This window comes from Natronoarchaeum sp. GCM10025321, assembly GCF_042663585.1.
In the GTDB taxonomy this organism is placed as follows: domain Archaea; phylum Halobacteriota; class Halobacteria; order Halobacteriales; family Natronoarchaeaceae; genus Natranaeroarchaeum.
In genome coordinates this window covers 2,044,172-2,060,410 of record NZ_JBHTAN010000006.1, presented here as the reverse complement: position 1 = coordinate 2,060,410, position 16,239 = coordinate 2,044,172, and the positions used below count along the sequence as shown (strand labels likewise).

Annotated in this window: 14 protein-coding genes and 1 pseudogene; 6 read left to right on the top strand and 9 right to left on the bottom strand. The window is 63.8% G+C overall.

All coding sequences use genetic code 11. The annotated features are described in order from the left end of the window. Nucleotides 1-7: 7 nt before the first annotated feature. Complete coding sequence (locus tag ACFQL3_RS13350) at nucleotides 8-454, bottom strand: DUF2391 domain-containing protein (protein WP_377055087.1); 447 nt, start codon at nucleotides 452-454, stop codon at nucleotides 8-10. Between the two features lie 152 nt (nucleotides 455-606). Between ACFQL3_RS13350 and ACFQL3_RS13345 the strand changes: the two genes are divergently transcribed. Then, on the top strand, nucleotides 607-1,365 hold the full coding sequence (locus tag ACFQL3_RS13345) for a coenzyme F420-0:L-glutamate ligase (protein WP_377055085.1): 759 nt from the start codon (nucleotides 607-609) through the stop codon (nucleotides 1,363-1,365). 19 nt (nucleotides 1,366-1,384) lie between these two features. Further along, complete coding sequence (locus tag ACFQL3_RS13340) at nucleotides 1,385-2,368, top strand: 5,10-methylenetetrahydromethanopterin reductase (RefSeq protein WP_377055083.1); 984 nt, start codon at nucleotides 1,385-1,387, stop codon at nucleotides 2,366-2,368. Here ACFQL3_RS13340 and ACFQL3_RS13335 read toward each other — a convergent pair. After that, complete coding sequence (locus ACFQL3_RS13335) at nucleotides 2,325-2,558, bottom strand: hypothetical protein (RefSeq protein ID WP_377055081.1); 234 nt, start codon at nucleotides 2,556-2,558, stop codon at nucleotides 2,325-2,327. The genes ACFQL3_RS13340 and ACFQL3_RS13335 overlap by 44 nt on opposite strands. Before the next feature lie 150 nt (nucleotides 2,559-2,708). On the opposite strand from ACFQL3_RS13335, the gene infB reads away from it, so the two are divergent. Then, nucleotides 2,709-4,508, top strand: coding sequence for a translation initiation factor IF-2 (gene infB, locus ACFQL3_RS13330; RefSeq protein WP_377055079.1), 1,800 nt, complete (start codon nucleotides 2,709-2,711; stop codon nucleotides 4,506-4,508). 381 nt (nucleotides 4,509-4,889) lie between these two features. On the opposite strand, the gene ACFQL3_RS13325 is transcribed toward infB, so the two are convergent. Together ACFQL3_RS13325 and ACFQL3_RS13320 are read right to left on the bottom strand one after the other, a co-directional pair. Further along, nucleotides 4,890-5,090 (bottom strand): hypothetical protein, encoded by a 201-nt coding sequence (locus ACFQL3_RS13325; RefSeq protein ID WP_377055077.1) that lies wholly within the window; start codon nucleotides 5,088-5,090, stop codon nucleotides 4,890-4,892. 44 nt (nucleotides 5,091-5,134) lie between these two features. Continuing rightward, on the bottom strand, nucleotides 5,135-5,530 hold the full coding sequence (locus ACFQL3_RS13320; RefSeq protein ID WP_377055075.1) for a DUF5811 family protein: 396 nt from the start codon (nucleotides 5,528-5,530) through the stop codon (nucleotides 5,135-5,137). A gap of 233 nt (nucleotides 5,531-5,763) precedes the next feature. Between ACFQL3_RS13320 and ACFQL3_RS13315 the strand changes: the two genes are divergently transcribed. Then, complete coding sequence (locus ACFQL3_RS13315; RefSeq protein WP_377055073.1) at nucleotides 5,764-7,986, top strand: CDC48 family AAA ATPase; 2,223 nt, start codon at nucleotides 5,764-5,766, stop codon at nucleotides 7,984-7,986. Between the two features lie 21 nt (nucleotides 7,987-8,007). Here the strand turns inward: ACFQL3_RS13315 and ACFQL3_RS13310 are convergent, their stop codons facing one another. Then, on the bottom strand, nucleotides 8,008-8,664 hold the full coding sequence (locus ACFQL3_RS13310) for an HAD family hydrolase (RefSeq protein WP_377055071.1): 657 nt from the start codon (nucleotides 8,662-8,664) through the stop codon (nucleotides 8,008-8,010). Nucleotides 8,665-8,696: 32 nt separating this feature from the next. Next, complete coding sequence (locus ACFQL3_RS13305; protein WP_377055069.1) at nucleotides 8,697-9,566, bottom strand: COX15/CtaA family protein; 870 nt, start codon at nucleotides 9,564-9,566, stop codon at nucleotides 8,697-8,699. Between the two features lie 102 nt (nucleotides 9,567-9,668). Here ACFQL3_RS13305 and ACFQL3_RS13300 point away from each other — a divergent pair. After that, nucleotides 9,669-10,756, top strand: a pseudogene (locus ACFQL3_RS13300) (M24 family metallopeptidase). 106 nt (nucleotides 10,757-10,862) lie between these two features. Further along, nucleotides 10,863-13,118, top strand: coding sequence for an NADP-dependent malic enzyme (locus ACFQL3_RS13295; protein ID WP_377055067.1), 2,256 nt, complete (start codon nucleotides 10,863-10,865; stop codon nucleotides 13,116-13,118). Between the two features lie 127 nt (nucleotides 13,119-13,245). Here ACFQL3_RS13295 and ACFQL3_RS13290 read toward each other — a convergent pair whose 3' ends face one another. The 3 genes from ACFQL3_RS13290 to ACFQL3_RS13280 form a co-directional block, all read right to left on the bottom strand. Next, on the bottom strand, nucleotides 13,246-13,869 hold the full coding sequence (locus ACFQL3_RS13290; protein ID WP_377055065.1) for a ribonuclease H: 624 nt from the start codon (nucleotides 13,867-13,869) through the stop codon (nucleotides 13,246-13,248). Nucleotides 13,870-13,963: 94 nt separating this feature from the next. After that, entirely contained in the window at nucleotides 13,964-14,221 is a 258-nt protein-coding gene (locus ACFQL3_RS13285; RefSeq protein ID WP_377055063.1) for a hypothetical protein, read from the bottom strand. 231 nt (nucleotides 14,222-14,452) lie between these two features. Next, nucleotides 14,453-16,036 (bottom strand): hypothetical protein, encoded by a 1,584-nt coding sequence (locus ACFQL3_RS13280; RefSeq protein WP_377055061.1) that lies wholly within the window; start codon nucleotides 16,034-16,036, stop codon nucleotides 14,453-14,455. Nucleotides 16,037-16,239 lie beyond the last annotated feature (203 nt).

Genomic DNA, 16,239 nt, shown 5'->3' with positions numbered 1-16,239 from the left:
AGAGTCTCTATCGGGAGAAGACGCTGTCGGCCGTCGCCGCGCCGACGACGCTGAAGACCGATCCCACGCTGATCGCCGTGATCGTGACCTGAACCAGTTCAGCGGTCGACGCGGCCTCGTCCACGAACGTATCTGGCGCGTCGAACAGCAGCGCCAGGATCGTCACCGATCCGAACGAGACCAGCATCAGCGACAGGAATCGGATCGGAATGCCGGCGACCTGTTGCTCGGCGTCGGCATCACGGTTCGTATCCGCTTTGTACAGCGTCGCATAGCCGATCGCGAACACGATTCCCATCGTCAGGATCGCTTGCAGAATGCTCATGTTCGACGCCAGCACCCAGACCTCCTCGGTCACGACGAACGGCCCGGCGAGCAGAAATCCGCCGACGATCTGCTGGGCGGAGTCGGCGATACGGAATCCCCGTGGCCGGCGCGGTCGTTGCAAATTCATACCGCTACGTACCGACCCGCCGGTGAAATACCACCCGGTAGCCGACTGGATCGGTTCAGTCTGCATCGGGGACGCCGCCGATCCGGCCTTCGACAGCGGACGTGCTTTCCACCATCCGCGCGCTTTTACCTCCACGCTGCCGAGAAGCGGGTATGCAGGCGCTCCCGGTGCCGGACCTCCCGGAAATACGGGAGGGAGACGATCTGGCGGCGATGATCGACGAGCGGATAGACCTGCGTCCGGACGACGTGGTCGTGGTCGCGAGTACGGTCGTCTCGAAGGCGCGAGGGCGGACGGCCGACCTGGGCGACTTCCCGGCCGGTGAGCGGGCGACCGATATTGCGGATCGGCTGGCGGCGATCACCGGCGACGAGAAGGACCCGCGCTTCGCCCAGGCAGTCCTGGAGGAGAGCCGAGAGCTACTGATGGAGGCCCCCTTCCTGTTGACCGAGACCCACTTCGGCCATATCAGCGTGAACGCGGGGATCGACCGCTCGAACGTCCCCGGCCACGACATTCTGCTCCTTCCCGAACAGCCCTCCGAGCGCGCCGCGGAGATTCGCGAGGGGCTTTCGACCGACGTGCCGGTAATCGTCTCGGACACCTGCGGGCGGCCGTTCCGTCACGGCCAGCGCGGCGTCACCCTCGGCTGGGACGGTATGCCCGCGAGTCGTGACTGGCGCGGCGAGCAGGACCGAGACGGCCACGAACTCGAAGTGACGGTCCAGTCGGTCGTCGACGAGTTGGCGGCGACGGCGAACCTCGTCGCCGGGGAAGGCGCGGGCGGAACCCCCGTCGTCGTGATCCGCGACTGGGTCTTCGGCGACCACGGCGGGAGCGACGAACTGTTCCGCGACGTGGATGGCGACTTCGTTCAGCAAGCGCTGCGGCAGTGGAGCTACGACGAGTAACAGGCAGACCAGAGAACGTATGAAAGGCATCGAACTCACCCCCGATCATCCGGTAGTAGAGATCGTCGACCGCGCGCAGGCGGCCGAACGAAACGGCTTCGACACGCTGTTTGCGGCGTGTCACTACTTCAATCGCGATCCGTTCGTGACGCTCGACCGGATCGCTGCGGCGACCGAGGAGATCCGCGTCGGCCCGGCGGCGGCCAACCCCTACGTCGTTCATCCGGTCCAGTTGGCCTCGCAGGTGGCGAGTCTGCACGAAGTCAGCGACGACCGCGCGGTCTTTGGCATCGGCCCCGGCGACAAGTCCACGCTCTCCGGGCTCGGGGTCGAGCGCGACAAGCCGCTCCGGCGCGTGCTGGAGTCGTTCAAAGTCGCCCAGGACCTCTGGGCTGGCGAGCGCGTCCAGCACGACGGCACGTTCACCGCGAAAGACGCCGGACTGGAGTACGACGTCGACGGTGAGATTCCGGTCTACGTCGGCGGGCAGGGCCCACACATGCTCCGCATGAGCGCGAAACACGCCGACGGCCTGCTGTACAACGCCTCCCACCCCGACGACTTCGCGTGGGCGGCCGAGCAGGTCGAAAAAGGGCTGGCCGACCGGCCCGACGAGCGCGGTGAGTTCGAGTTCGCCGCATACGCGAGCGTCAGCGTCGACGAGGACGCCGACGTGGCCCGCGAACTCGCGCGCCAGCCAGTCGCCTTCATCACCTCGGGTGCGGCACCGCCGGTACTGGACCGACACGGTATCGACGAGGAGCGCGCGGCGGCCATCGGCGAAGCTATCGAGCGGGGCGACTTCGAGGAAGCGTTCGGGACGGTCACGCCCGGGATGATCGACGCCTTTTCGGTCGCAGGAACGCCCGAGGACGTCGAAGAGCGGATCGACGCCATCATGGAGTACGCCGATGGCTTCGTGGCCGGGACGCCGCTAGGGCCGGATCAGGACGCCGCGATCACTCATCTTGGGGCGGTGCTCGACCGATCGATTCCGGAATAACCAGGTCGAGTGCCGCGCGGAGCGTGAGGTAGCCGAACACGAGAATCGAGACGGCAATGAGTAGCTGACCCACGACCACAAGGATTGCCGACAGCGGATCGACCGTCACGGCAGTCTCGAAGTACCCGGCCGCCGAGCTGAGGTCGTCGACAAACGTCGTCACCGCGAGCAGTCCGAGCAATGCGTGCATACCCGACCCTTTGAGTGTCTGGTACTTGTTTGCTTCCGTCTTCTTCGAGTCGTGAGCGACGTGGCCGACGGCGGTCGCTCACGGTCGGAAAAGATAGGCATAAATGCTGCGCGCCGTAGCTTCGAACAAGAACCTTCTCTGGTGGTCACTATGTCGGACTCTACAACATCAACGGACGCCGCCCTTCGAACGCCTATCGTCGCCGTCCTCGGACACGTCGATCACGGCAAGACGAGCGTACTCGACAAGGTCCGCGGCTCGGCGGTGATCGAGGGCGAAGCGGGTGCGATTACCCAGCACATCGGCGCGACAGCAGTGCCGCTCGACGTCATCTCGGAGATCGCCGGCGATCTGGTCGACCCGACGGACTTCGACCTGCCCGGCCTGCTGTTCATCGACACGCCGGGACACCACTCCTTCGCAACGCTGCGCTCCCGTGGCGGCGCACTGGCGGATATCGCGATCCTCGTCGTCGACGTCAACGACGGCTTCCAGCCCCAGACTGTGGAGGCGATCGAGATCCTCAAACGCTCGGAGACGCCCTTCATCGTCGCGGCGAACAAGATCGATACCGTTCCCGGCTGGAACCCGAACGAGGACGCCCCGGTACAGGAAACGTACGAGAAACAGAGCGACCGCGTGCGCTCGGCACTCGACGAGAAACTCTACGAGATCATCGGCCAACTGAGCGACAAGGGCTTTTCGGCCGATCTGTACTGGCGGGTCCAGAACTTCCAGAACAACGTCGGCGTCGTCCCCGTCTCCGCCATGACCGGCGAGGGGATTCCCGACCTGCTGACGGTGATGATGGGCCTGTCCCAGCGCTACATGAAAGAGGCCATGGAGATCGACGTCTCCGGCCCCGGCGTTGGCACCGTGCTCGAAGTCAAAGAGGAGAAAGGCTTCGGGACGACGCTCGACGTCGTGCTCTACGACGGCACAGTCAAGGAGGACGATACGGTAGTCGTCGGCGCGGCCGACGGCACCATCGTCACGGACGTCCGCGCGCTGTTGAAACCGCGGCCGCTCTCGGAGATCCGGACCGAAAGCCGATTCGAGAACGTCGAGGAACTGAAGGCCGCGGCGGGGATCAAGATCGCTGCGCCCGACCTTGACGACGCGATGTCCGGCGCGCCGGTCCGAGTTGTCCGCGACCGCGAAATCGACGAGGTGATCGAGGAGGTGCAGGCCGAACTCGCCGACATCGCCGTCGACACCGAGGAGCAGGGACTCGTCGTCAAAGCCGACACGCTCGGCAGTCTGGAAGCCATGTCGAACGCGCTCAACGAGGCCGAGGTGCCAATCGTCCGCGCGGAGGTCGGCGACGTCGCACCGCGTGATATCTCCGTCGCCAGCACCGCCGAGGATCCGTTACACGAAGCGATCCTCGCGTTCAATGTCGACGTGCTCGCCGACGCCCACACCGCAGCAGAGGAAGAGGACGTTCGGATCTTCCAGAGCGACGTCATCTACCGGCTGATCGAGGAGTACGAGGAGTTCGTCGAGGAGCGCGAGCAGGCACAGCAGGAGACCATCCTCGACAAGATCACCCGCCCCGCTCGCTTCCAGATCCTGCCCGATCACACGTTCCGGCAGAACGACCCCGCCGTGGTCGGCGTCGAAATCCTCTCGGGAACGCTCCAGAACAACAAGGCTGTCGCCCGGTTCGAGGCTAAAGAACCCGAGCGCGTCGGGCAACTCAAAGGGATCCAGGACGGCGGCGAGGACGTCGACGAGGCCCGCAAGGGCGACCGTGTGAGCATCGCTATCGATGGCCCGACCGTCGGCCGACAGATCGAGGAGGGCGACGAACTCTGGACGGAACTCCCCGAGAAACACGCGAAGATCCTGGAACAGGAACTGCTAGAGGACATCCCGCCGGACGAACGGGACGCCCTGCAGATGTATCTCGACAAGCATCGGCGTCGGGATCCGTTCTGGGGCAAATAACGACTGGACGGTCCGGCGGCTATCGGCACTCGTCCGCGGCGCTACCGCTATCACATCATTTACGATGAAAAACTACGACCGCTGTGGCCGCCTCCAGACCCCAGTAGCGTCCCTGAAAAGGTAGCACGGGCACCGCACCCGCGCTATCTCAGTCGGCGCTGTGCAGCGGGACGGTCCCGCAGTCCGGACAGCCGTTGTGTTTCGTGGTCTGGTAATGCAGCTTCCGGCCACATCCCGAACATTCGTAGTGAGCGTCAGTCATCAAACTGCCATAGACATCTGGGGCGTATGAGCCTTGCGCTAGCGTCCTTCGGGGGGGAGCACAAACCCCATCATACTGCGGGTTAGATAGCCTTCGAGAGCGAACAGCACTGTCAGGAGTCAGTCCCAGTGGTCGGGGGCATAGCCCAACCGCTCGACGGTCGGGCGATAAAACAGGCCGACGAGCATCGCCACTATGAGCCCCGCCCAGAACGACAACCCGCCCGGAATCGCTATCTGGGCGAGTTGGACACTGCCAAAGACGAGCAGGACGATGACGAGGAGATGCGGCAGTTCGGCACGCCAGTACTCTGTGTTCATACGAGTGCTAAATCGGCCGCGACTAAAAGACTGCTCAGGGCTGGCTATCGCGCTGTCGGCGTCACGTCGTCCTGCACGGCCTGTTTGACCTGTAGCGCCGCGCTAGCGGCGAGTCCACGCGCCACCTCGAACTCGTCGTCGTCGGTGATCAGCGGTTCGTCGTCGAAGTCGTCGCCCTCCGGGGTGAAACCAGCACTGACCGGATGCCCGACCGGCGGTTGTACGGCGACGGTTGCTCTCGCACCGCCAGCGGCTTGCGAGACGTCGGCGTCGACGACGTACTCGTCAGGAAGGAACGAGCGCGTCCGGGCGGCAATCTGGGTTACGTTCTCCCGGAGTACGCGCCGCTGGGCCGCCGTCAGGTCGGACAGATCGGCGGTCGCGCGCTTCCCGGCCTGCGTGGTGCCCGGAGTTCCGGCGTACGGAGTGTTACCGTTCATGAAAAGTCCTTGCTACTGATAGGGAATCCGCTTATAAAAGGGTTCGGGCCAGTGGACGTTTTGCCGCTGTTTTTCTTCTGCCGACGCCGTTACGCATTTGTAGCCGGGCGACCCAGACAAGAATGTTAACATACGGCACGGTAGAACTGTCGTCCACGGCGTGCGGTTCGAGCCAACAAAAGACATATCGGACCCCGTCACGGAGAATCAACACGACCCCGTACACTGGAAATATGAACGAAGTTCAACTGGAAGTCGCGAAAGCCTACCCCAACGACTCGGGGCGTGGCATCGCTCGTCTCGATCCGGATACGCTATTGCACCTCAAGCTTAGCCCTGGCGATATTATCGAAATAGAGGGTGCAGATACCACCGCGGCCAAAGTCTGGCGCGCGGACCGGCAGGACTGGAACACTGACACCGTCCGGATCGACGGGTTCACCCGGCAAAACGCCGACGTCGGCATCGGCGAGCGCGTCACGATCCAGAAAGCCGAGGCCCAGAAGGCTGACTCGCTCGTGCTCGCACCGCCGGAGGAGGCGAGCGTGCAGTTCGGCTCCGACGCCGCCGGAATGGTCAAACGTCAGATCCTCAAGCGGCCGGTTGTCGGGCGTGATATCGTGCCGGTCATGTCCAGCACGAACCATCCGTTCATGCGATCACCGGGCCAGGCAATCCCGCTAATCGCCGTCGAGACCGAACCGGAAGGCGTCGTACTCGTCACCGAAGACACCGACGTCGAACTCCGTGAGGAGCCGATCAGCGGCTTCGAGAAGACCGGTGGCGGCATCACCTACGAGGATATCGGGGGCCTGCAAAGCGAGATCCAGCGGGTCCGGGAGATGGTCGAACTCCCGATGAAACACCCGCAGATCTTCAAAAAGCTCGGCATCGAACCGCCACAAGGCGTGCTGCTCCACGGGCCGCCGGGCACCGGGAAGACGTTACTCGCGAAAGCCGTCGCCAACGAGACCTCCGCCAGTTTCTTCTCTATCGCCGGACCCGAGATCATCTCGAAGTACTACGGGGAATCCGAACAGCAGTTACGAGAGATATTCGAGGATGCCACCGAGGAGTCGCCCTCGATCATCTTCATCGACGAACTGGACTCGATCGCACCCAAGCGCGAGGACGTTACCGGTGAGGTCGAGCGTCGGGTCGTCGCCCAGTTGCTGACGATGATGGACGGCCTCGAATCGCGGGGCCAGGTCATCGTCATCGCGGCGACGAACCGCGTCGACTCGGTCGATCCCGCGCTCCGGCGTCCGGGCCGGTTCGACCGCGAAATCGAGATCGGCGTCCCCGACGAGGTGGGCCGAGAGGAGATCCTCCAGATCCACACCCGCGGGATGCCGCTCAGCGACGACGTGAACCTCGGGCACCTCGCCGACGAGACCCACGGCTTCGTGGGCGCGGATATCGAGAGCCTGACCAAGGAGGCGGCGATGAAGGCGCTCCGGCGCTACCTGCCGGAGATCGATCTCGACGAGGAGGACATCCCGCCGAGCCTGATCGACCGGATGATCGTCAAGCGGAAGGACTTCCGCGGCGCGCTGAACGAAGTCGAACCGTCTGCGATGCGGGAGGTGCTCGTCGAACTCCCGAAGATCAGTTGGGACGACGTCGGTGGACTCGAAGAGGCCCAACAGCAGGTCCAGGAGAGCGTCGAGTGGCCCATGTCTAGCCCGGAGAAGTTCACCCGGATGGGCGTCGAGCCACCCAAAGGCGTCCTGCTCTACGGGCCCCCAGGTACCGGGAAGACGCTGATGGCGAAGGCGGTGGCAAACGAGACCAACGCCAACTTCATCAGCGTGCGTGGTCCGCAACTCCTGTCGAAGTGGGTCGGCGAGTCCGAGAAAGCGATCCGCCAGACGTTCCGCAAAGCGCGGCAGGTCGCACCGACGATCATCTTCTTCGACGAACTCGACAGCCTCGCGCCTGCCCGAAGCCAGGAGATGGGCTCGAACGTCTCCGAGCGGGTGGTCAACCAGCTACTGACCGAACTCGACGGCCTCGAAGAGATGGGTGAGGTGATGGTGATCGGCGCGACCAACCGACCGGACATGATCGACCCGGCGCTGATCCGCTCGGGCCGGTTCGACCGACTCGTGATGATCGGTCAACCGGACGTGGAAGGCCGAGAGCAGATCCTCAACATCCACACCGATGACACGCCGCTCGCGGCCGATGTCAGCCTCCGGGAGATCGCGGAGATCACCGACGGCTACGTCGGTAGCGACATCGAATCCATCGCGCGAGAGGCGGCCATCGAGGCCCTCCGCGAGGACGACGACGCCGACTCGGTGGAGATGCGGCACTTCCGACTGGCGCTGGAAGACGTCCGGCCGACGATCACCGATGACATCCTCGACTACTACGAGCAGATGAAAGAGGAGTTCAAAGGCGGCGGCAGCGACCCACGTGGCCCACAGGGCGGCCGCATCGGCTTCCAGTAGCCGATATCGTTCTTTTTGCGATCAGTCTGTGGAGTCGACGATATCTCGCACGCCGTAGAGGTCCTCGACTTCGTACGTCGGCTGTTCCGGTAGCTCTAGGTCCTGTCGGTGTGAGCGTCGGACGAACGCCGAATCGACTCCTGCCTGTCGGGCCGCAACGACGTCCGAACCACTGTCCCCGACGTAGAGGGCGTCCTCAGTGCCGATGGCGGAAAGAGCCTGCTGGAGATAGTACGGGTCCGGTTTCTTCCGACGGATGCCGTCGAGCGTCGGCTGACGCCCGTAACAGATGTCACTGCCCGGAAGGTCGTAGTAGTCGACGATGTAGGAGACGGTGTCGGCCTGATTGTTGCTGACGATGCCGAGTTCCTGATCGAGTTCGTCGAGGATCTCGACGTCGTCGTACAGCGGCTTGCGCCCGGCCCGGATTTCGGCGTGCTGGGCGAGGGCAGCGTTTCGGTCCCGCCGCCGCCAGAACGGTGCGGGGTCGACCCCATAGCGCTCGCAGATCCGCTGGAGTTCGTCCGGAGTGATGCCGTACAGCGCTTCGACGTGCTGGGGGTCGGGGTCGGTGACGCCGAACTCCGCAAACGTCGTCTCGATAGCGCGCGAAAAGACGTCGAGAGAGGTCAGCCACGTCAATACACCGTCGTTGTCGAAGAGCACCGCGTCGTACATGCGAAGCAGTCCGGGATAACGGCGGGCCGTACTTAGCTTCGTCCCAACAGGTCGGATCGGCCGGTCGGACCGGCATCTCCGTCCTGGAGGGCCCACCACGCGGCCAGCACGGAGAGGGCGGCGACGAGAGCCGCACTCCCGGAGATCTGTGGTAGATCGGCGGGACTCACCGGTAATCGCAACTGCAGCATCGTCAGGCCGAGCGCCGCCGCGGCCCCCCACGCCGCAAAGGAGATCCGGCGCGTGTCGGCCCCGAAGCCGGTCCGCTCGGACACCCAGATCCCGAGCGCGATCAGCGTGCCGTACGCGAGCAGTCCGATTCCGTAGTAGAGCATATGCAGTCGTAACGAACCGAGACTGATCACGAACGGCGTCGCGACGGCGAACAGTGGGGCGAGACCGGCGATAGAGAACGCCGCCGCTCTGTGTGGCCGATCGAACCGGTCTTCGAGCACCCACGCCGTCGCCGCGACGACGAGCGTGAAGATGAGCATCGCGGTGGCAAAGTGTGCGGTGAGGATCACGACCTCGTACTGGGTAACGGTGAGTCCGCCGAGGATGATCTGGGTGGGAAGGATTGCCAGCGCGGCGGTCATCGCGTACCGAACCCGGCGTGGCTGGTCACCGCGCCAGGCGGCGACGGTCAGACCGAGTAGCATGAAGCCGGTCGGCATCGCGATCAGCCGGTGGAACCACTCGATAAAACTCGGCCAGTTCGCGGGGAACAGGCCAAGCCAGCCGTCACAGAGCGGCCAGCGCCCCTGGCAGGTCAGACCGGCACCCGATACCGCCGTGTAGATGCCGATCAGGATGAGCGAGAATGTTAGCCCTGTCGCCACTGCCATCAGGCGTGGGAAGGAAAACCATCCACCGTCGTCGGGGTCGGATCTACCCGGTGCCATCGTTGCCTGAACTCAGGCTTTCGCCTACTTAGACCTGACCAAAGCGGGGCGGCAGCGACTCGCTTCGACGTTTCTAATACCCTTCCTGCAGACGTGTGCCATATGCGCCAGCAACGTCTCGATGCGTATCTCGAAGCGAACGACCTGCACTCCGTCTGGTTCGCCCGGCCGAACTCTTTTGCGTGGCTCACGGGCGGGAACAACGTCGTCGACAGGGAGGGTGATATCGGCGTCGCCGCGGCTGGATACGATGGCGATGGGGTCGTCGTCGTCACGAACGACATCGAAGCGGGACGGCTCCGCGACGAGGAAGTGGGCGAGGACGTCGATGTCGTCGAGTTCGAGTGGCACGCCGAGTCGCTGGCCGAGGCCGTCGAGGCGGAAGCCGAGGGGGCCCGCGGCGGCCGACTTCGAGGTGCCGGGCTTTGCTTCGGTCGACGCCGGAGCGCTCCGCCAACCGCTGAGCGAGAGCGATATCGACGCCTACCGGTCGCTCGGCCGGCAGACGGCCGAGGCGGTGGAAGCAGTGGCCCGGGAACTCGAAGCGGGCGACACGGAACAGGAAGCCGCCGCGGCGCTCCGTGTCGCGCTCTCGGCCCGAGGGATCGAAGCACCGGTCGTGCTGGTGGGCGGAAGCGAGCGGGCACAGGAGTACCGCCACTACACCCCCCCAGCCCGTGGAACTGGGCGAGTACGCGCTGGTGTCGGTCACTGCCGAGATGGCCGGCCTGCATGCTTCGTGTACCCGGACGGTCGCGTTCGATGCGCCCGAATGGCTCGAAGAGCGCCACGACGCCGCGATGACGGTCGAGGCGAGCGCGCTCGCGGCGACGCAGGGAGCCGCCGATTCGGCGGCCAGCGCAGGTGACGTGTTCGCCGAGATCCAGGACGCCTACGCCGCGCTTGGCCACGAGGGCGAGTGGCGAGAGCATCATCAGGGCGGTGCGGCCGGTTTCGCGGGGCGAGAATGGATCGCGACGCCTGGTCACGACGCGCCAGTCCACACGCCGACGGCGTACGCCTGGAACCCGACCGTCCAGGGTGCAAAGAGCGAGGACACCGTCCTCGTCACCGAAGACGACTTCGAGGTGCTGACGACGACGGGTCGCTGGCCGACAACTGACGTGGAGGCTCGCGGCCACGATGTCTCGATCGAACGCCACGAGATATTGTTCACAGACGAAGAATAATTACGTCATATTCGACGCAGACGCCGCGACTTACTGCGTTTTTCGACAGTTGTCGATCCGTAGCTTCGATCAACTTTTTACCGTCGGTGATATGTGTATCTATAACATGGGAATGGACGAGGATTCGTTAGAGTATCACGAAGAGGAACCGCCCGGGAAAATCGAGATTTCGACGACGAAGCCGACGAACACGCAACGGGATCTGAGCCTCGCCTACTCGCCCGGTGTGGCCGCTCCATGTCGGAAGATCCGGGACGACGTCGAAGACGCCTACAAGTACACCGCGAAAGGGAATCTGGTCGGCGTCGTCTCGAACGGATCGGCCGTGCTGGGGTTGGGCGATATCGGCTCTGCAGCCTCGAAACCCGTGATGGAAGGGAAAGGCGTGCTGTTCAAACGCTTCGCCGATATCGACGTGTTCGACATCGAACTCGATCACTCGGAGCCAGAGCAGGTCGTCGAGTCGGTCGCCGCGATGGAACCGACGTTCGGGGGGATCAACCTCGAAGATATCGCGGCACCGGACTGCTTCGAGATCGAGCGACAGTTGAGCGAGCGGATGGACGTTCCCGTCTTCCACGACGATCAGCACGGGACGGCGATCATCAGCGGAGCGGCACTGCTGAACGCCTGCCGCGTCGCGAACAAGGATCCCGAGGAACTGAAGATCGTCTTCTCCGGTGCGGGTGCAAGCGCGATTTCGACTGCCCGGTTCTACGTCTCGCTCGGCGTCGATCGCGAGAACATTCTGATGTGTGACTCCAGCGGTATCATCACCGAAACCCGCGTCGAAGCCGGCGATGTCAACGAGTACAAAGCCGAGTTCGCGCGGGACGTACCGGAAGGCAGTCTCGCCGACGCGATAGCGGGAGCCGACGTGTTCGTCGGGCTATCTGTCGGTGGGATCGTCAGCCAGGAGATGGTCCGCTCGATGGCGTCCGACCCGATCATCTTCGCGATGGCCAACCCCGATCCGGAGATCACCTACGAGGACGCCAAAGCCGCTCGCGACGACTCGGTCATCATGGCGACGGGTCGCTCTGACTATCCCAATCAGGTCAACAACGTGCTCGGCTTCCCGTTCCTGTTCCGCGGCGCGCTCGACGTCCGCGCGAGCGAGATCAACGAGGAAATGAAGGTCGCGGCCTCGGAAGCGCTCGCCGACCTGGCGCGTCAGGACGTCCCCGACGCGGTCGTCAAGGCCTACGGCGACGAACCGATCCAGTTCGGCCCGGACTACATCATCCCGAAACCACTCGATCCCCGCGTGCTGTTCGAGGTCGCGCCGGCGGTCGCGCAGGCGGCGATGGACAGCGGTGCGGCGCGCACCGAAATCGGCGTCTCCGAGTACGTCGAACAACTGGAAGCGCGACTCGGCAAGTCCCGCGAGATGATGCGGGTGGTACTCAACAAGGCGAAGAGCGATCCGAAACGCGTCGCCCTCGCGGAGGGCGGCGACGAGAAGATCATCCGCGCGGCCTATCAGTTGCAGGAACAGGAGATAGCGGAGCCAGTGCTGATCGGCAATCGCGACTCCATCGAGCAGACGGCAAGCGAACTGGGGCTGAGTTTCGATCCCGAAATCGTCGACCCCGAAAGCGACGATTACGAGAAGTACGTCGACCGCCTCTACGAACTCCGACAGCGCAAAGGTATCACCAGGAGCGAAGCCGAGGAAATGATCCGGGACAGCAACTACTTCGCCTCGGTGATGGTCGAGATGGACGACGCCGACGCGATGCTCTCGGGGCTGACCCATCACTACCCCTCCGCGCTCCGTCCACCCCTGCAGATCGTCGGCACTGCCGATGACGCGGAGTATGCCGCTGGCGTCTACATGCTGACGTTCAAGAACCGCGTCGTGTTTATCGCCGACGCGACAGTGAACCAGAACCCCGACGAAGACGTGCTAGCCGAAGTGACCGAGCACACCGCGGAGCTAGCCCGGAGCTTCAACATCGAACCTCGCGCCGCCCTGCTGTCGTACTCGAACTTCGGGAGCGTCGACAACGAGGGGACCAGAAAGCCGCGGGAGGCCGCACAACGGCTCCGTGAAGACCCCGCAATCGACTTCCCAGTCGATGGCGAGATGCAGGCCGACACGGCCGTCGTCGAGGACATGCTCCACGGCACCTACGAGTTCTCGGCGCTGGAGGAACCGGCGAATATACTCGTCTTCCCGAACCTCGAAGCGGGCAACATCAGCTACAAACTGCTTCAACGCCTCGGCGGCGCGGAAGCCATCGGCCCGATGCTCGTCGGGATGGACAAGCCGGTCCACGTCCTCCAGCGGGACGACGAGGTGAAAGACATCGTGAACCTGGCCGGCGTGGCAGTCGTGGATGCACAAGAGGAAGAGTAGCGCGAGTCGGGTGGGGTGGTAGAACCACCCAGACGCCGAGCGTTGCGAGGGGATTCACTGCCGGAGCGGGCATCACCCAGTGAGGCGGCTTTTTGCCCGGGAGTTTTGACCCGAGGGGAGAGCCTCGCTAGTCGCTCGCGTGCCGGTCGGCCCGCGACGGCGGGGGGAACTCGCTCGTGGTCGATTCGGTGCTGCCGGGGATCACGCAGCGGTCCGGCTCCCGATTAACGTGTGCATACTGGTGTGGCGCGTTTGCGAGCGGATGCGCCGGGTTGTCTTCGCTGCGGATGCGTGCGGCACGCACCTCTTCGAAGCCGGACAGGCGGGCACGGATACCGCGCCAGTGGTTCGACGTGTTCGACGGTGGTGAGAGTGGATGCGGAGGTTCACCGTCGGGGTGCTGTCCGGCGAGAATCGCGTTGTTGACGTTGCCGGCCAGTTCGTTGTGATCGACGAGGACGCCGATGCGGGCGTTCGGGGGTGAGCGAGCGGCCAGTACGTCCAGCCCCAGATGTAACGCCCGATACTCCGCGACGTTGTTGTCCGGGACGGTATGGGGCAACGAGAGTCTCGCTACCCGGGTCCCCTCCCGTGTCTCGATCACTGCACCGAGGCCGCCGCTCTCCTCCCTGTAGGAGCCGTCCGTTGCCACGTAGAAATCTCGGTGGTGGGTTCGAGGCGGATGAGCAATATGCGGAGTCGGTGACTCGTCGAACAAATCTCGCAGTGCCGGCCGGCCATGCGCGGCCATATTTAGCGTCAGGGCACAGGCTAACTTAAGTCCACGGGCGGATAGCGATTTCTGCGGGAAAAAAGCGGGGGGAAGGACAGCAACTGAGGGAGGGCTACTGCTTGTGTGGATAGCCGACCAGCAACGCGACGGCGTTCAGCGCCAGCAGTGCGAGGAACGTGTACACTTCGCCGGTGGTCTCGAGTCCCGTCGCCAGCATCGGGACGTGAAGGAATGGGAGCACAACGGCGCTCCAGAAGCCAGCGGCGTAGATCTGATTGACGACCCGGTCCGCGAACCACTTGCGGAGACTTCCGTCGGTAGACTCACCAGCGATCGATCCAGTTTCGTTGTGAATGGAGGGACTTGACATGAGTTTTCCAGCCGTATCTAAGCCATCAGGCTACCATCTCTTATAGGCCGCTGAGCGTTTCTTTGTTTTCGATCCGTTTCAACGCATCAAACACTTCGTATTATGTTTTATAACGATACTAGAGATCGTTAAACATTTTAAAAACAGATTTTAGCCAGTAATTTGGGATTATAGCCGTTTAGGTTATATATCACGAAACGACAGCTGAATGGGGTGAACGAGACCGATCGCTCATTCTCGATCGCTCGCGTCCTCGATGGCGATTATCGTGGTTTCGGTGTCGTCACGCGTCGAGACGGCGTGTTCGTACTCGCCCGGTTCGACGGCAGTCGGAACCGAGAGTGAGAGCGTCTCCTGGCCGCCCGGATCGAGCGCGACAGCGCGGGTAGCCTGCTCGTCGCCGTCGAACTCGTAGACCAGTTCGGCCGTTCCGGGATCCGCACCCGTATTGCGGACGGTGAACTCCGCCGTCACGTTGTCAGCGCGGTCGACCGTCTCGGGTGCCTCGAACCCGAGAATCTCGTACTCGGTGTCCAGCACGGTGACTGTCCGCTCGTCGGACGGGAAGGTGTGTGTCGTCGTGTTGGCGCGCGTGACGGTCACTGGTACCGTCCCGGCCTCGTCGAACCGCACTGACCCAGTGCCCTGCCAGTCGAGCCACTCGGTGCGATTGCCCGCAGTGAGCGTTGCTGGTACCGGTTCGTCGGTATCCGTCCGCCGTGCTGTGAACTCCACCGTCTCGCCACGCTCGACGGTTGTCACATCCGCATCGAGCGCCAGCGGTGCCTCGTATCGCTCGAATCGGATCGTAGTCGTCACCGTCTCAAACGTCTCGCTGTCGGTATCTGGGGCCGCGACCGATAGCTCCAGCCGTGTCGCGCGGTCGGCGCTGACGGTGAACTTCCCGTCGCTTGCCAGTCGTTGCTCACCATCGGTCTCGACGGTCGCGTTGATCGGTTCCTGGGTGTCGCCACGACGCACCGTGAGGCTCACCGATTCGCCGGGCTTCGGGGCCGCGTTGTCCCGGGAGAGCGAGAGCGCGACCGATCGCCGCTCGACCGTGACGGCCGTCGTCGCCTCGGCGAAGGCTTCGGTATCGGTCGACGACTTCGACGCGGTCGCCTCGAACGTTCCGGCGCGCTCGAACGGCACGGTGACACTGCCGACTTCGTTCGTCTCGTAGGTCTCGCCGTCGACGCTGAGACTGCCTGCGACGGCCTCCCCGGCGTCTGCACGGCGTAACCTGAACGTCACATCCTCGCCGGCGGTACTCCGCTCGGCGTCGGCCTCGACTGCCAGCGGGACGTCGAATCGAGTGACGGAGACGATGGTTCCGTCGGCCACGTATCTGGTTAGTTCCGTGTTCTCCTTGTCGGCCCGGACGGTGAACTCGCCGCCACGCTCGAAGGTGATGGCGGCGCGGCCGTTCTCGTCTAACCGATAGTTCTCACCGTCCGCTCTCAGCCGTGCATCCGTTACTGCCGTCCCGTTCTCGTAGCTGACGGCAACCTCGACGGTTTCGCCCGGTTTCAGTTCGGTACGGTTCGGTTGGACGTCGAGTCGAACTTCCTCGGGTCCGTCCTCGCCCCAGTCCTGAAACGGGAACAGCGTTCCGTCGCCGTCGTCGTCGTCGAGTACCGGGGTCGCGCCGAACCCGAGCACGCCCACTGCGAGCGTCCCGAATACGAGCACGGCGATGGCAATGAGGGTGACATCTCGACGAGGGTCGTACCCGCCGGAGCCACTGCTGGCCACGCTGAGTGGCTCCGGCCCGCGTCGTCGGTCAGTCGCGACGTCAGTCTCTGGCGCATTCACGGGCGTCACTTGCTGCACCGGCGTACGTAAGCACAGCGTATAGTCGTTCGGACCGTGGGCCGAGTAGCCGCTCGCGTGGCAGTCGCGTCTCGCAGGACAGTCGTCACGCAGTCTTCCGGGTAGAGAGCCGATGGTGGGTCAGTGACCCATTGTAAGAATACCTTACTACGATAAAACGTAGGCTAGTGGGTAGTATACTGCTA

Coding starts and splice junctions, on each gene's coding strand:
- ACFQL3_RS13350 (WP_377055087.1), bottom strand. CDS start 454: ATGAATTTGCAACGACCGCGCCGGCCACGGGGATTCCGTATCGCCGAC.
- ACFQL3_RS13345 (WP_377055085.1), top strand. CDS start 607: ATGCAGGCGCTCCCGGTGCCGGACCTCCCGGAAATACGGGAGGGAGAC.
- ACFQL3_RS13340 (WP_377055083.1), top strand. CDS start 1,385: ATGAAAGGCATCGAACTCACCCCCGATCATCCGGTAGTAGAGATCGTC.
- ACFQL3_RS13335 (WP_377055081.1), bottom strand. CDS start 2,558: ATGCACGCATTGCTCGGACTGCTCGCGGTGACGACGTTTGTCGACGAC.
- infB (WP_377055079.1), top strand. CDS start 2,709: ATGTCGGACTCTACAACATCAACGGACGCCGCCCTTCGAACGCCTATC.
- ACFQL3_RS13325 (WP_377055077.1), bottom strand. CDS start 5,090: ATGAACACAGAGTACTGGCGTGCCGAACTGCCGCATCTCCTCGTCATC.
- ACFQL3_RS13320 (WP_377055075.1), bottom strand. CDS start 5,530: ATGAACGGTAACACTCCGTACGCCGGAACTCCGGGCACCACGCAGGCC.
- ACFQL3_RS13315 (WP_377055073.1), top strand. CDS start 5,764: ATGAACGAAGTTCAACTGGAAGTCGCGAAAGCCTACCCCAACGACTCG.
- ACFQL3_RS13310 (WP_377055071.1), bottom strand. CDS start 8,664: ATGTACGACGCGGTGCTCTTCGACAACGACGGTGTATTGACGTGGCTG.
- ACFQL3_RS13305 (WP_377055069.1), bottom strand. CDS start 9,566: ATGGCACCGGGTAGATCCGACCCCGACGACGGTGGATGGTTTTCCTTC.
- ACFQL3_RS13295 (WP_377055067.1), top strand. CDS start 10,863: ATGGGAATGGACGAGGATTCGTTAGAGTATCACGAAGAGGAACCGCCC.
- ACFQL3_RS13290 (WP_377055065.1), bottom strand. CDS start 13,869: ATGGCCGCGCATGGCCGGCCGGCACTGCGAGATTTGTTCGACGAGTCA.
- ACFQL3_RS13285 (WP_377055063.1), bottom strand. CDS start 14,221: ATGTCAAGTCCCTCCATTCACAACGAAACTGGATCGATCGCTGGTGAG.